Source organism: Gordonia sp. PP30, assembly GCF_023100845.1.
GTDB lineage: Bacteria > Actinomycetota > Actinomycetes > Mycobacteriales > Mycobacteriaceae > Gordonia.
Map to the genome: position 1 here is coordinate 4088544 of NZ_CP095864.1, position 14589 is coordinate 4103132.

12 protein-coding genes are annotated in these 14589 nt (G+C 68.4%); 2 read left to right on the plus strand and 10 right to left on the minus strand.

The genetic code is table 11. From position 1 onward, the window contains the following. Positions 1 to 235: 235 nt before the first annotated feature. Positions 236 to 1495, minus strand: a complete 1260-nt coding sequence (locus MYK68_RS18955; RefSeq protein WP_247865287.1) for an IS256 family transposase — start codon at positions 1493 to 1495, stop codon at positions 236 to 238. 395 nt (positions 1496 to 1890) lie between these two features. On the opposite strand from MYK68_RS18955, the gene MYK68_RS18960 reads away from it, so the two are divergent. After that, entirely contained in the window at positions 1891 to 2982 is a 1092-nt protein-coding gene (locus tag MYK68_RS18960) for an IS110 family RNA-guided transposase (RefSeq protein ID WP_247865288.1), read from the plus strand. 183 nt (positions 2983 to 3165) lie between these two features. Here MYK68_RS18960 and MYK68_RS18965 read toward each other — a convergent pair whose 3' ends face one another. The 6 genes from MYK68_RS18965 to MYK68_RS18990 all read right to left on the minus strand — a co-directional run bounded on the left by MYK68_RS18965 (position 3166) and on the right by MYK68_RS18990 (position 9208). Continuing rightward, a complete protein-coding gene (locus MYK68_RS18965) occupies positions 3166 to 3978 on the minus strand; it encodes a hypothetical protein (RefSeq protein ID WP_247865289.1) in 813 nt (270 codons plus the stop codon). Positions 3979 to 3987: 9 nt separating this feature from the next. Continuing rightward, on the minus strand, positions 3988 to 4941 hold the full coding sequence (gene ppk2, locus MYK68_RS18970; RefSeq protein WP_247865290.1) for a polyphosphate kinase 2: 954 nt from the start codon (positions 4939 to 4941) through the stop codon (positions 3988 to 3990). Positions 4942 to 5029: 88 nt separating this feature from the next. Continuing rightward, entirely contained in the window at positions 5030 to 5473 is a 444-nt protein-coding gene (locus MYK68_RS18975) for an SRPBCC family protein (protein ID WP_247865291.1), read from the minus strand. A gap of 43 nt (positions 5474 to 5516) precedes the next feature. Continuing rightward, the gene (locus tag MYK68_RS18980) at positions 5517 to 6326 is read right to left on the minus strand and encodes a tyrosine-protein phosphatase (RefSeq protein ID WP_247865292.1); all 810 of its coding nucleotides are present in this window, start codon (positions 6324 to 6326) and stop codon (positions 5517 to 5519) included. 54 nt (positions 6327 to 6380) lie between these two features. Next, the gene (locus MYK68_RS18985; protein WP_247865293.1) at positions 6381 to 7196 is read right to left on the minus strand and encodes a tyrosine-protein phosphatase; all 816 of its coding nucleotides are present in this window, start codon (positions 7194 to 7196) and stop codon (positions 6381 to 6383) included. 134 nt (positions 7197 to 7330) lie between these two features. Then, positions 7331 to 9208 carry an ABC transporter ATP-binding protein gene (locus MYK68_RS18990; RefSeq protein WP_247865294.1) on the minus strand — a complete coding sequence of 626 codons (1878 nt, stop codon included), beginning with the start codon at positions 9206 to 9208 and terminating at the stop codon, positions 7331 to 7333. Positions 9209 to 9276: 68 nt separating this feature from the next. Between MYK68_RS18990 and soxR the strand changes: the two genes are divergently transcribed. After that, positions 9277 to 9738 (plus strand): redox-sensitive transcriptional activator SoxR, encoded by a 462-nt coding sequence (gene soxR / locus MYK68_RS18995; protein ID WP_247865295.1) that lies wholly within the window; start codon positions 9277 to 9279, stop codon positions 9736 to 9738. Between the two features lie 150 nt (positions 9739 to 9888). Here soxR and groL read toward each other — a convergent pair whose 3' ends face one another. The 3 genes from groL to MYK68_RS19010 form a co-directional block, all read right to left on the minus strand. Then, positions 9889 to 11514 (minus strand): chaperonin GroEL, encoded by a 1626-nt coding sequence (gene groL / locus MYK68_RS19000; protein WP_247865296.1) that lies wholly within the window; start codon positions 11512 to 11514, stop codon positions 9889 to 9891. Positions 11515 to 11820: 306 nt separating this feature from the next. Further along, positions 11821 to 13440, minus strand: a complete 1620-nt coding sequence (locus MYK68_RS19005) for an AMP-binding protein (RefSeq protein WP_247868108.1) — start codon at positions 13438 to 13440, stop codon at positions 11821 to 11823. 41 nt (positions 13441 to 13481) lie between these two features. Then, positions 13482 to 14438: a cyclase family protein gene (locus MYK68_RS19010; protein WP_247865297.1), complete on the minus strand. Its 957-nt coding sequence runs from the start codon at positions 14436 to 14438 to the stop codon at positions 13482 to 13484. Positions 14439 to 14589: the final 151 nt, after the last annotated feature.

Sequence of the window (14589 nt, forward strand, 5' to 3'; positions counted from 1 at the left end):
CAGCCCGCTGAACAGACCCGGCCCCACCAGCCCGTCGAACAGGCCCAGCCTCACCAGCCCGTTGAGCCGACCCGAGCCCGCAAGTGCGCCCTTCGACGCCGCGTCGTCGCATGCTCCGCCGCGCCAGCTCAGGACCCGGGGCGAGTCTCTAATAGGTGGTGATCGGCGAGTGAGTCGGTCGGGGGGGTCAAGCCCCAAGTAGTGGTGTAACTCGTTGTTGATCCTTCGGTGGTGGTCAGGCTGGTATTTGCATCAGGTCATCGGTGGTCACCTCCGTCGTCGAGTCGGTGTTTGTGTCGGTGGTCAGGGTCAGCCTGCAGCGGCTCAGGACTTCGAGGCCGAGGTATCGGCGGCCTTCGGCCCATTCGTCGGTCTGCTCGGCCAGGACGGCGCCGATGAGCCTGATGATCGCGTCTCGGTTGGGGAAGATCCCCACGACGTCGGTGCGGCGTCGTATCTCACGGTTGAGGCGTTCGGTGGGGTTGTTGGACCAGATCTGACGCCATACGTCGTCGGGGAACGCGGTGAAGGCCAGCAGGTCCTCGCGGGCATCGTCGAGGTGGTCGGCGACCTCGGGCAGCCTGTCTTCGGTGTACTCCAGGAGCCGGTCGAACTGCTCATGCACCGCGGTGGCGGTGGGCTGGTCGTAGACGCTGTGCAGCATGGCTTTCACGGCCGGCCACATGCTCTTGGGGCAGGTGGCCATGAGGTTGGCGGCGTAGTGGGTGCGGCAGCGCTGCCAGGCGGCGCCGGGCAGGTTCGCCGCGATCGCCTCGACCAGTCCGGCGTGGGCATCGGAGGTCACCAACCGGACTCCGTCCAGGCCGCGGGCCACCAGGTCGGCGAAGAAGGTGTTCCATGAGGCCTTGGTCTCACTGGTGGCCACCTGCATCCCGAGGACTTCGCGGTGGCCGTCGCCGTTGACGCCGGTGGCCAGCAGCACTGAAGCCTTGACGACCTGCTTGTTCTCGCGGACCTTGATCGTCAACGCATCGGCGGTGACGAAGGTGAACGGGCCGGCCTCGTCCAGGCGGCGGTGTCGGAAGGCGGCGACCTGCTCGTCCAGTTCGGTGGCCATGCGGGAGACCTGGGATTTGGACAGTGAGTCGATGCCCAGCGTCTTGACCAGTTTGTCCATCCGGCGGGTCGATACTCCGGCAAGGTAGCAGTCCGCCACGACGGTGATCAGGGCGGATTCGGCCCGCTTGCGGCGCTCGAGCAGCCACTCGGGGAAGTACGAACCCGAGCGCAGTTTCGGGACGGCGACATCGACGGTTCCGACGCGGGTATCCAGGGGCCGGTGGCGGTAGCCGTTTCGGTAGTTGGTGCGCTCAGCCGAGCGGGCGTTCCACTCGGCGCCGCAGACAGCGTCGGCATCGGCGGAAAGCAGGGCGTTGATGATGGTTTGCAGCAGCTCGCGCATCAGATCCGGTGACGCGTCGGCGAGGGCTTGGCCAAGCAGGCCTGCAGGGTCGACAATATGAGGTGCGGTCATCGTGATGACTCCGTTCGAGGATTCTTTAGACGGTTGACTCGAAGGATCACACGGTGGCCGCTCTACGTCCGTCCCGACACGAAGTCGGAGACGATCTCGGCCACCGAGTTACACCACCTTATGGGGCACTACTGTCGGGGGAGACTGGTTACTGGTTCCGTGGGTGTGACTACGGCGAGTCTTGCCGTTCTGGTTCTGGCTTGGTTTCGACTTGTCCACCGGTTGGAGCCGGTGCCGGTCTCCCTGTGTGGCGATGACTGGATAGAAGCCCGTCCATTGACTCCTTAGAGACCTGTCTCGCCGCGCGACTTTGTCGTTGGTCGACCGGCACCGCGCCGATAGCAGGGCCCCCTGGTATCGGTTCGAGCCGATGAGTCAGGAGCACATGTCCCGCTATGTCCAGTATCGCAGAGGCCTACGACTACGTCGTCGGCGTCGACACACACACCGCCAAGCATGTTTATGCCATCTGTGATGCCCGGACCGGTGGCGTCGTCGCTGGTCCCGAGCAGTTCCCCGTCACCGGCCGCGGGTACGACAAGGCCGTGGCCTGGATCGGCCGCCACACCGCCGGTGGCCGTGTCCTGGCTGCTGTCGAGGGCACCGGCTCCTACGGCGCCGGCCTGACCGCCGCGCTGGCCGGCACGGCGATCGCGGTGACCGAGGCCCGGCCCGGCCCGAAGAAGGCCCGCCGCGGTGCGGGTAAGACCGACGGCCTCGACGCGATCGGCGCCGCGCGCTCGGCCCTGGCCCTGACCCTCCCGGAGTTGATCAGTCCCCGCCAGGGCGACCAGCGTGCTGACCTTCAGGTTCTGCTGATCATGCGGCAGCAGAAGACGAAGGAGAAGACCGCCAAGATCAACGCCCTGAACGCGATCGTCCGACTGACCGGTCTGCTGCCTGATACGCGTAAGAAGCTCACGATGACCCAGATCCGGCGGATCGCCGGCGGCGCCCTCACCGGCGGTGGCAGCTCGCCGATCATCGCCGCGCAGGCCGCTGAACTGGCTGGTGAGGTTCTCCTGTGCCAGCAGCGGTTGAACGCCGGCCAGAAGCAGATCCGGGCTGCCGTGGCCCGCTGGCGGCCGGACCTGCTCGCCGTCGTGGGCGTGGGCCCGATCGTGGCCGCGCAGGTCCTGTGCGCGTGGTCTCATGCCGGACGGTTCGCCGACGACGCGCACTTCGCGTCGCTGGCCGGGGTCAGCCCGGTACCGATCGGGAGTGGGAACTCACTGGTCTACCGGCTCAATTACGGCGGGGACCGCCAGCTCAACAGTGCAATCCACACTGTCATGCTCACCCGTAAACGGTGCGATCCACGGACGAAGGCCTACATCGCCAAGCGCACCACTGACGGGAAGACACCCCGCGCGATCAACCGGCTCCTCAAACGCTACATCATCCGAGAGATCTTCAAACTCCTCGAACACGGCGCTCCCGATCAGACCGCCACCAGCGGCAACACCGACGTTCAGGCCGCAGCTTGACAATCAACATAGAAGCGTCGAAACGAACCACCAGCCGAGGGAGGCGTTTCGACACGGCCGGGCCCTGAGGGGCCCGTCCGGCTCAACGGGCTGATAACGACCGCCTCAACCGCACGCCGGCTGAGCCGGGCGAGGCGATAGCCGAGCCCGAGTCGAAGCCAAGTCTCACGAGTCGGACTGCTCCTACGCCCGGCGCCGGAGGGCGACCGTCGCGATGACGCCGAGAAGCGCCACCAGGAGACCCACACCGCCGGTGATCAGCGAGGTCACGGTCAGCTGGTGCAGGATGTCACCGGCCACCACCTTGACGGTCTGCTGGGTGCTCAGGTCGCTCGCCGAGACACTGTCGGCCGCACGGCGTTGCAGGTAGGTGGCGATCAGCGCACCGATCACTCCGGCCGCGAAGGCGTCGATACCCAGCCAGGCGATCACCGCCGCACGGTTGCGGCCGAGCACCAGCGCCAGGATCCCGGCGATCGCCGCGACGATCACCGACGCCCAGGCGGCCACGGTCAGCTGCTTGCCCGTCTGCTCCATCGAGCCCGCGGTGAGCCGGTTCTGATCCACCGGGATGATGATCTGCCGGTCGAGGTGCAGCTGGATCGGTGCGTCGAGCAGCGCCGAGTTCACCATCGGGGTGATGTCCAGGTCCATCTCGTGCAGGCTGGTGCGCGGTCCCGGCGCGGTGAACAGCCAGGCGTGCTGCTGCCGGGCGATCTCGGTGAAGTCCGTGACGAACTGCGGGCTCTGCGTGTACTGGGTCGCCAGCGGTTTCACCACGCTCGCGGCGAGCGGGATGTCCGTGGCCGCCGAGACCTCGTCGGCGATCTTGCCGGCGAAGTACTCCTGCACCTGCGGTTTCTCCGCGGCGTGTGCGGCGGCGTCGGCGAACCCGCTCGCCGACACCACCGTCACGGTGCTCCACATGGTGGGCACCGCGATGATCATGGCGATACCTGCGACGGCGACGAGGATTCCGGTCAGGAAGGAACGCACGTCAGCCGATCACTCGCCGATGGTGTCGCGCGCGCGGGCCACGATCAGTGGATCGGGTTCGCCGACCAGCTCGTGATCCTTGCCGTCGTACTCGTGCAGGCTCAGCACGTAGCGCATCGCGTTGAGGCGAGCGCGCTTCTTGTCGTTGCTCTTCACCACGGTCCATGGCGCCCAGTCGGTGTCCGTCTCGGCGAACATGTTCTCCTTGGCATCGGAGTACGAGTTCCATCGGTCCAGGGAGGCCAGGTCCATCGGCGACAGCTTCCACTGGCGCACCGGGTCAATCTGCCGGATCGCGAACCGGGTGCGCTGCTCCAGCGGGCTCACCGAGAACCAGAACTTCACCAGGCTGATGCCGTCGTCGACCAGCATCTTCTCGAAGGCCGGGGCCTGCTCGAGGAACTGCCGGTATTGCTCGGGGGTGCAGAAGCTCATCACTCGCTCCACACCCGCGCGGTTGTACCAGGAGCGGTCGAAGAAGACCATTTCGCCGGCCGCCGGCAGATGCTGCACGTAGCGCTGGAAGTACCACTCGGTGGACTCGCGCTCGGACGGCTTCTCCAGCGCGACGGTGCGCGCACCGCGGGGATTGAGGTGTTCGTTGAAGCGCTTGATGGTGCCACCCTTGCCCGCGGCGTCGCGCCCCTCGAAAACCAGCAGGTGGCGGATGCCGTTCTGCTTGGTCCACTTCTGCAGCTTGAGGAGTTCGACCTGCAACAGACGCTTCTGACTCTCGTACTCGCCGCGGTTCATCCGCTCGTCGTACGGGTAGTCCTCGCGCCAGGTGTCGACCACATTGCGCTGGGGAAGAGTGAGCAGGATCGGGTCGTCATCATCGTCATCGACGACGACGAAGCCGCTGGTGTCGGTCAGGTCAACGACGTTCTGCAGGGCTTTGCGGCCGGACACCTTGCTCAGGTCCGCGCCGATCTCGATGTTGTCGAGGGAGATGTAGTCGTCCACACCCTCACCCTATCGGCAGATGCGCCCGCGCGACGGGTGAGGGCGGGACGGCGTCGCAGATCACTCGATGAGTGACGCCAGAAAGGCGCTATTCCGCGGCGCGGCGCTCCGACTCGGCGGTGAGACCCTTCTGAGCGGTCTCGGCGGCCGCCTTCTGGCCCTTCTTGACCAGGAACCCGGGCAGCTTGATCTTCAGGTCGATCTCCAGGGCGAAGACGACGTGCGTCGAATTCTCCCCGGTGGACGTCAGCGTGTACGAGCCCTGCTGCTCGGACAGCTGAGAGCTCTCCAGCAGCGTCCACGAGCAGACGTTCTCGGTCCAGGTGTACGCCAGCTCCTGGGTGTCGTTGATGCCGACCATGCCGACGGTGATCTTCACCTTGTCGGGAGTGCCGTCGTCGTGCGTGGTGAGGACCTCCGCCGCGCTGTGCGCGCTGGACCAGTCCGGGAGCGCTGGAATGTCCTGCAGGACCTCCATCACCACGGAAGCGGGGGCGTTGATGTCGAATTCGTTGGATATCGAGACAGCCATGGAGTAAACCTACCTTTCCCGGACCGGGTTTTCGGCGGGTGTCTCAGTCTGAGAGGAAGGTGTCACGCAAACGCGCTTGCGCGTCGGCGTCGATACCCAGTCCCTCGGCGAAATAGGTGGCCACGTCGCCGAAGTTCTTCTCCAGTTCGCCGAACGCGGCGTCGAGGTAGCTGCGGTCGACGCCGAGTAGCGGCTTCAGAAGTTCCGGGTCACCGCCGAGGGACGCGAACCTGTCGAACAGCGGCGCCAGCGCGGGCAGCAGCCGGTTGTTGGTCTCCAGATAGTCCGCGTACACGGCGTCGCGATCGACGCCCATCACGGAGAGGAAGCTCGCCGCGGCCCACCCGGTGCGATCCTTGCCCGTCGTGCAGTGGAACAGCGCCGGACCGTGGTCCTCACCCAGCAGCCCGAGATAGAAGCGCCGGTACGACGCCTTCGCGCTCCCCATGGTGACGAAGCCGCGGTAGGTATCGGCCATCAACTCGGCGACCGCACCGTCCATCTGCGCGGTGAGCCGGTGGACCACCTCCGGATCGTCGAGGATCCGGCCGAGGTCACCGGGCACCGCCTGCGCCCGGTCGGCAAGCACGTCGAGCGGAACACCGGTCACACCGTCGATCGCCGGGTCGGGCAGCGCCCGCCGCTCCGCCGCCGACCGGAGGTCGTAGACGGTACGCAGGCACAGGGGCGCCAGGACATCGCGAGCGCCGGCCGGCACCGACCGGAAATCGGTGGAGCGGAACAGCTTTCCAGCGCGGACGGGCCGCCCACCGGCCCCGGTCCAGCCGCCGAGGTCGCGCAGATTCGGAAGAACCGAGATGGGGCTGAGCGCGGGCAGGCCGGCCGTTGTCATGCGGGCCGGGCCGAGCGCGAGGTGACCCGGCGCACCCCGCGAGCCGGGCTCGTGTCAGGCACCGGCCAGGTACCGTTCGCGTAGCGTGCCGATCGCGGACGCGTCGAGGCCGAGCACCTTCTCGGCGTACCCGTCGAACGAGCCCCATCCCTTCTCGACCAGCGAGAACGCGGCGTCCAGGTAGTCCTTCTCGACACCGAGAACCGCATTGATCGCGTCGGTCTGCCCACCCATTCCCTCGAATTTGGCGATGATCGGGGACAGCGCGGGCAGCAGCCGGTCGTTGGTGAGCAGATAGTCGGTGTAGACGTCCTCGGTGGGCACACCCAGCAGCGTCAGGAACGACGCCGCGGCCCACCCGGTGCGATCCTTCCCCGTGGTGCAGTGGAAGAGCGTCGGGGTGAGTTCACCGGCGAGCATCGTCGAATAGAACTCGCGGTAGTACTTCTGCGCGCTCGCGGAGTTGATCAGCTCGTCGTAGGTCTCGATCATCGCGGCCTTCGCCTTGTCGACGGTGAACTCGCTCACGACGGCGTGCAGCGACGCCGGGTCGTCCATCACCTTGCCCAGGTTCGCGCCGAGGGCCGAACCGGTGGCGTCCTCCAGGACGTTCAGGTGCAGTCCGCGCACGCCCGGGAGCGACGGGTCCGGGCAGTGCGCGCTCTCCGGATCGGTGCGCAGGTCGACGATCGTCTGCAGCCCGAGCGCTTCGACCCCCGCCCGGTCGGCGTCACTGGTGTTCAGGAACTCGGTACTGCGGAATACCAGTCCGGGCTTGACGGTCTTCCCGTCGGCAGCCGGCCAGTGGCCCAGATCGCGGAAGTTCGGGAGGCTCGGAAAGGGACTGGGGGCACCAGGAGTCGCGGTCACGCCGTTCACGCTATCCCGCCGTCCGCCGGTTCCACACTCGGTATTGCGGAGATCACCGCCCGGCGCGCCGATCGTCCGGGCCCGCAGCGGGAACGGACACGTGACCCGCGCCTGCGGCCCGGTGCGGCATTTCCCTACGCGGTTGCGAACTGGGTCCGGTACAGCTCGGCGTACCGGCCGCCGAGGGCCAGCAGCGTCGCGTGGTCGCCGCGTTCGGCGATCCGGCCCGCTTCCAGCACGACGATCTCATCCGCGGCCCGCACCGTCGACAGCCGATGCGCGATCACCAGCGAGGTACGCCCGGCCAGCACCTCGCCGAGGGCCGCCGAGACCGCGGCCTCCGACGTCGAGTCGAGGTGCGCGGTGGCCTCGTCGAGGATCACCACCGACGGCCGCGCCAGCAGCAGCCGCGCGATGGTGAGGCGCTGCCGCTCGCCGCCGGACAGCCGGTAGCCGCGCTCGCCGACGACGGTGTCGAGCCCGTTCGGCAACGACCGGACCAGGTCGTCGAGCCGGGACCGCGCGAGGGCGGACCAGAGTTCGTCGTCGGTGCTGCCGGGCGCGGCGAGCGCCAGGTTCGCCCGCACGGTGTCGTGGAAGAGGTGCCCGTCCTGGGTCACCAGCCCGACCGCGGCGTGCACCGAGGCGGAGGTCAGGTCGCGCACGTCGACACCGTTGAGGGTCACGCGGCCTGCGTCGACGTCGTACAGTCGGGTGGCGAGCGAGGCGATGGTCGACTTGCCCGCGCCGGAGCTGCCGACCAGCGCGACCATGGTCCCGGCCGGGACGTCGAGGTCGATGTCGTGCAGGATCTGCTCGCCGCCGCGGCTGTCGAGCTGCGCGACCTCCTCCAGCGACGCGAGGGAGACCTTGTCGGCCGCGGGGTAGCCGAACGACACGCCGTCGAAGCGGACGCTGACGCCGTGCTCGGGGTCCGGCACGTCGACGGCCCCGGGGCGGTCGGCGATCAGCGGCGTCAGGTCGAGCACCTCGAAGACCCGCTCGAAACTGACGAGCGCGCTCATGACCTCCACCCGGGCGTTCGCCAGGGCGGTCAGCGGGGCGTACATCCGGGTGAGCAGCAGCGCCAGCGAGACGACGGCACCGGCCGAGAGATGCTGGTGCACCGCGAGGGCGCCGCCGAGCCCGTAGATCAGGGCGAGCGCCAGCGCCGAGACCAGCATCAGCGCGGTGTAGAAGTAGGCCTGCAGCATCGCCTGGCGGACGCCGATGTCGCGGACCGCGTCGGCCCGCCCGGCGAACTCGGCGGACTCCGCTTCGGGGCGGCCGAAGAGCTTCACCAGGGTGGCGCCCGGGGCGGAGAACCGCTCGGTCATCTGCGTCGACATCCGCGCGTCGTACTCGGCGGCCTCCCGGGCCAGCCCCGCCATCCGCTTGCCCATCCGGCGGGCCGGCGCCACGAAGACCGGGAGCAGCACCAGCGCCAGCAGGGTGATCTGCCAGCTGATCGCGAACATCACCCCGAGCGTCAGGATCAGCGAGACGAAGTTCGAGACCACCCCGGAGAGGGTGTCGCTGAAGGCGCGCTGGGCGCCGATCACGTCGTTGTTCAGCCGACTGACCAGCGCACCCGTCCGGGTCCGGGTGAAGAACGCGACCGGCATGCGCTGGACGTGGTCGAACACCGCCCGGCGCAGATCCAGGATGAGCCCTTCCCCGAGGTTCGCCGACAGCCAGCGGGTGCCGATGCCGGCCCCGGCCTCGGCGACGGCGATCACCGCGATCGCCACCGCCAGCCAGACGATCGTCGCCGTGGCCGCCGGGGCGGCGGCGGCGATCAGATTCACCACGCGCCCGGCCAGCAGCGGGGTCACCACGGTGAGCACCGCGGTCACCACCGACAGCGCCAGGAACACCGCGATGCGGCGCCGGTGCGGCCGCGCGAAGGTCAGGATCCGGCGTACCGTCGCCCGGCGATCGGCCCGCGAGGGCGCCTGCGTCGACGTCATCGACTTGTACATGACGTCCCACGCCACCGATTCCATGCTCATCGCGCCACCCGCTTTCCGTTCATGCCTACAGTGGACTTCATCAAGTGCACTTGATGTCAAGGAGGGCCGTGAGCGGCGAGATCCCGGCCGGTGAACTCTGGCTGAAACCCGGCCAGGTGGCCGCCCGCGCGGGCGTCGCCGTCTCGACCCTGCACTACTACGAACAGTTCGGCCTGATCACCAGCCGCCGGACCGCGGGCAACCGCCGGGAGTACCGGCGCGACACGCTGCGACTCGTCGCGTTCATCCGCGCCTCGCAGACGCTCGGCATCCCGCTGGCCCGGATCAAAGCGGCGCTCGACGACCTGCCGCACGACCGGCCGCCGACCCGCCGCGACTGGGCGCACCTGGCCGGCACCTGGCGCGCCGACCTGGACCGGCGGATCGACGCGCTGGTGGCCCTGCGCGACAACCTGGCCGGCTGCATCGGTTGCGGCTGCCTGTCGTTGACGGCGTGCCCGTACACCAATCCGGGCGACGTCCTCGGGCATGACGGCCCCGGCCCCCGCCGCCTCCCTCGTCTGGACTGATTCGGCGATCCGAGGTGCGATGCCAGCCGCTTCGTGGTGGCCCACTCTCGACCGACGGCAACGCGAAAGCCGGTCACCCGTGCGGGTGACCGGCCTTCGGTGCGGTGGGTCTCGACTACGCTCGACCGGCGAGCGCGGGTTCTGATCAGATCAGAAGCCCATGCCGCCCATCTCGTCGCCGCCCGGCATGGCCGGGGCGGGGTTCTTCTCCGGCTTGTCGGCGACGACGGCCTCGGTGGTGAGGAACAGAGCCGCGATCGAGGCCGCGTTCTGCAGCGCCGAGCGGGTGACCTTCACCGGGTCGTTGATGCCGGCGGCCAGCAGGTCCTCGTACTCGTCGGTGGCGGCGTTGAGGCCGGTGCCCTTCGGCGAGTTGCGGATCTTGTCGGCGACCACGCCGGGCTCCAGGCCCGCGTTGACGGCGATCTGGCGGGCCGGGGCCGAGAGCGCGACCTTGACGATCTGCGCGCCGGTGGCCTCGTCGCCGGAGAGCGACAGGCCGTCGATGGCCGACTCGGACTGCAGCAGAGCAGCGCCGCCACCGGCGACGATGCCCTCTTCGACGGCGGCCTTGGCGTTGCGCACGGCATCCTCGATGCGGTGCTTGCGCTCCTTGAGCTCCACCTCGGTGGCGGCGCCGGCCTTGATCACCGCGACACCGCCGGCCAGCTTGGCCAGGCGCTCCTGCAGCTTCTCGCGGTCGTAGTCGCTGTCGCTGTTCTCGATCTCGTTGCGGATCTGGGCCACGCGGCCGGCGATCTGCTCGGCGTCACCGGCACCGTCGACGATGGTGGTCTCGTCCTTGGTGACGACGACCTTGCGGGCGGTGCCCAGCGAGGTCAGCTCGGCGGTCTCCAGCGAGAGGCCGACCTCTTCGCTGATCACCTCGCCACCGGTGAGGATGGCGATGTCGGCGAGCATGGCCTTGCGGCGGTCACCGAAGCCCGGGGCCTTGACGGCGACGGACTTGAAGGTGCCGCGCAGCTTGTTCACGACCAGGGTCGACAGGGCCTCGCCCTCGACGTCCTCGGCGATGATGAGCAGCGACTTGCCGGCCTGGATGACCTTCTCCAGCAGCGGGAGCAGGTCCTTCACGGTCGAGATCTTGCCCGAGTAGGTGAGGATGTACGGATCCTCCAGGACGGTCTCCTGGCGGTCGACGTCGGTGACGAAGTAGCCCGAGATGTAGCCCTTGTCGAAGCGCATGCCCTCGGTGAGCTCCAGCTGCAGGCCGAAGGTGTTCGACTCCTCGACGGTGATGACACCCTCGTTGCCGACCTTGTCCATGGCCTCGGCGATCAGGTCGCCGATCGACTGGTCACCGGCCGAGATACCGGCGGTGGCGGCGATCTGCTCCTTGGTCTCGATCTCCGTGGCGGAGTCGAGCAGCGAGGTGGAGACGGCCTCGACGGCCTTCTCGATGCCGCGCTTCAGGCCCATCGGGTTGGAGCCGGCGGCCACGTTGCGCAGGCCCTCGCGGACCAGCGCCTGGGCCAGCACGGTGGCGGTGGTGGTGCCGTCGCCCGCGACGTCGTCGGTCTTCTTGGCGACCTCCTTGACGAGCTCGGCGCCGATCTTCTCGTAGGGATCCTCGAGCTCGATCTCCTTGGCGATCGAGACGCCGTCGTTGGTGATGGTGGGGGCGCCCCACTTCTTCTCCAGGACGACATTGCGGCCCTTGGGGCCGAGGGTGACCTTGACGGTGTCGGCGAGGACGTTCAGGCCCCGCTCGAGTCCGCGACGGGCCTCTTCGTCGAAAGCAATCTGCTTTGCCATTGGTAAGTGATCCTCCGGTAGGGGGTGACACTAGGTTCTCTGGGCCGGACTCGGTGCCCGCGACGGACGACCGGGGTGTCTGTTGGACCGGCCTCACCGTCCCGACCTGGCAGTCACATGCCGTGAGTGCCAACCTCGTTTTTAGCACTCGCCCCGGGAGAGTGCAAGGTCGGCCCGGCCCTCCCCGCCCCGGTTCGTCGGCGGCGAACACCGGCGCGCCGCCCGCCCGCCGCCGCATCAGCGAACGGCGGACTTGTGGGTCGCCACGACCCACAAGTCCGCCGTTTCATCAGCGACGCCCGAGCGTCAGCCGGCCGCCTCGTCGCGCAGCTGCCTGCGCAGGATCTTGCCGGTCACCGTCTTCGGCAGTTCCTCGACGATCTCGACCGACCGCGGGTACTTGTACGCCGCCATCTGCGCCTTGCAGAACTCGATGATCTCCGCCGGATCCACCGTGGCTCCCGGTTGCAGTGACACGAAGGCCTTCACGGTCTCGCCGCGGTACTCGTCGGGAACGCCGACCACCGCGGCCTCGCGCACCGCCGGATGCGTGTAGAGGACGTCCTCCACCTCCCGGGGCCACACCTTGTAGCCGGACGCGTTGATCATGTCCTTCTTGCGGTCGACCACGTAGTACCAGCCGTCGGAGTCCATGAACCCGACGTCGCCGGTGTGCAGCGCACCGCCGGGAATCGACGACGCGGTGGCCTCGGGCTTGTTCCAGTACCCCGGCACCACCTGCGGCCCGGAGGTGACGAACTCGCCGATCTCGCCGTCCGGGACGTCCGTGCCGTCCGCACCGACCACCCGCACCACCGTGTTGAACACCGGCACGCCGACCGACAGCGCACCCGACACCGGGTCCACCGGTGCCCGCACCCCGAGGGGAACGGCGTGGGACGGCGAATTGGTCTCGGTGAGGCCGTAGATGTTGTGGATGTAGGTGCCGAAGACCTGCTCCAGCCGGTCGCCCACCGCCGGCGCGATCGGCGCACCACCGGAATAGAGGACCCGGAGACTGGCGAAGTCGTCCGGGCCGGCCCCGGGCGCCGCGGCGAGGGCACCGAACGCGGTGATCGCACCGATGGTGAACACCGGCCGGTATTCGCGGATCGCGTCGAGCATGACGGCCGGATCGAAGCGGTGCGCCAGCACGAGCGGCGCACGGATCAGCATGGCCGCCATGATGTGCCCGACCAGCCCGGTGATGTGGAACAGCGGCGCGATCCCGAGGATCCCCTCGCCGGGCTCCAGACCCGTCCAGTCGCGGTAGGTCTGCGCGTTGAAGGCGAAGTTCCCGTGGGTGTTCATCGCCCCCTTCGGGTCGCCGGTGGTGCCGGAGGTGTAGGCCAGCACGGCCACGTCATCGCTCCCCAGATCCGGGTCGGGCAGATCGTCACCGCCACCGGCGGCGATGATCTCGGCGAGATCGAGGGCGCCCTCGGTGCGCACGCGCCGGTAGTCGCCGAACAGCCGCTCGTCGTCGCGGTCCTGCATGTCGAGCGGCGAGCAGGTGATCACCGTGGTCACGGCGGTGCCGCCGCCCTCGATCACCGGCTTGCCGACCGTGGCGTACAGGTCGTCCAGGGCGAGCAGGGCGGTCGCGCCCGAGTCCGTCAGCAGGTAGGTGAGCTCGCGTTCCTTGTTCATCGGGTTGATGGCGACCGCGGTACCGCCCAGCCGCCATGCGGCGATCATGCCGATGACGAACGCGGGATTGTTCTGCACGAAGAGGGCGAGCCGGTCGCCACGGCCGAAGCCCCGCCCGGCGAGCGCGGCGGCCAGTGCCCGCGACGCCCGGTCCACATCGGCGAAGGTCTGCGACATCCCGAAGTACTGCAGGAAGTCGGCGTCGGGAGACTGGGCGACGGCGGCGTCGAACACCGCCAGCGCCGACGGGTACTCGGTCTCGATGTCGGCGGGCATGCCCGGCCGATAGCGGGCCAGCCAGGGCCGATCCGCGTAGGTCACTTGATCACCACCGGGTTCACCGGCGAGCCGCTGGCGTTGTGGATCTTCAGCGGAGCGGCGACGTAGAAGAAGTCGTACACGCCGTCCTCGGCGCAATCGGCGGCCAGCTTCTCCAGGTCGCAGATCTCGGTGAAGGCGATGCCGAGGTTGCGCATCAGGGCGTTGTGCAACACCAGCGCGACGCCGTTGTCCGGATCAGTGGTGACCTCGTTGGCGATGGTGTCGGTGACCAGGTTCGGGATCTCCATGTCGGCGAACCACTGCACCAGTTCCGGCGAGTACACCAGGCCCGGCTCGCAGAAGTCGGCGTAGAACGCGTCCGCGTCCTTGAAGAACAGCGCCAGGTGGTTGGTGCGGATGATCAGGATGTCCCGGGGACGCAGTTCGACGCCCTGCGCGGCGGCACAGGCGAGCAGGTCCTCGTGGCTGAAGGGCTCACGCGCGCCGATCGCGTCCACCCCGCGCCAGCGGGCGAGGTCGAGCAGGACGGCGCGCCCGGCGACACCGCGCTGGGCGATCGGCTCCACGCTGGCCTTGTCCAGACCGCCGATGGTGGTGCGGGCGTCGTAGCCGTTCCAGATCTGCCCGTCGTACCAGACGTGACCGAGCGCGTCGTACTGCGTGGAGCCCTGCAGGAAGGCCTCCAGCTTGTCGTCGGCGTAGTGCAGACCGCCGGGGAACTGCGGGCCCTCGCCACCCTCGTCCCAGTCCGACTCGTCCCAGACCATCTCGCGGGTGGCCGGCTCACGCCCGGGCCACACCGGGTCACCGTTCGGGTCGCCGATGAGGCGCTGCAGGGTGAACAGAGCGCCGCGCTTGATCAGCGACACGCCGCGCAGCACCTGCTCGGGCGTCAGGTAGTTGAGGCTGCCGACCTCGTCGTCCGGACCCCACTTACCCCAGTTGGACGGGGAGTCGGCGAGCAGGTCGGAGAGAGCAGGAGATTCGGTCATCACGGGGCCTTCCGGTGCGGATTCGGGTTTCACGTCGCCGACGCGAACGATCGTTCACTCGGTGACTGAGATGAGAATCACACACATCGGCGCATGGGTCAAGGCCTCGCGGAAATTCCTGTGAACAGCGTGTTTACGTCGCGGTAGGCGA

Excerpts from the sequence above, each read along its gene's own strand:
- MYK68_RS19010 (WP_247865297.1), bottom strand. The coding sequence starts at position 14,438 with ATGACCGAATCTCCTGCTCTCTCCGACCTGCTCGCCGACTCCCCGTCC.
- MYK68_RS18980 (WP_247865292.1), bottom strand. The coding sequence starts at position 6,326 with ATGACAACGGCCGGCCTGCCCGCGCTCAGCCCCATCTCGGTTCTTCCG.
- groL (WP_247865296.1), bottom strand. The coding sequence starts at position 11,514 with ATGGCAAAGCAGATTGCTTTCGACGAAGAGGCCCGTCGCGGACTCGAG.
- MYK68_RS18960 (WP_247865288.1), top strand. The coding sequence starts at position 1,891 with ATGTCCAGTATCGCAGAGGCCTACGACTACGTCGTCGGCGTCGACACA.
- MYK68_RS18955 (WP_247865287.1), bottom strand. The coding sequence starts at position 1,495 with ATGACCGCACCTCATATTGTCGACCCTGCAGGCCTGCTTGGCCAAGCC.
- MYK68_RS18990 (WP_247865294.1), bottom strand. The coding sequence starts at position 9,208 with ATGAGCATGGAATCGGTGGCGTGGGACGTCATGTACAAGTCGATGACG.
- MYK68_RS19005 (WP_247868108.1), bottom strand. The coding sequence starts at position 13,440 with ATGCCCGCCGACATCGAGACCGAGTACCCGTCGGCGCTGGCGGTGTTC.
- MYK68_RS18975 (WP_247865291.1), bottom strand. The coding sequence starts at position 5,473 with ATGGCTGTCTCGATATCCAACGAATTCGACATCAACGCCCCCGCTTCC.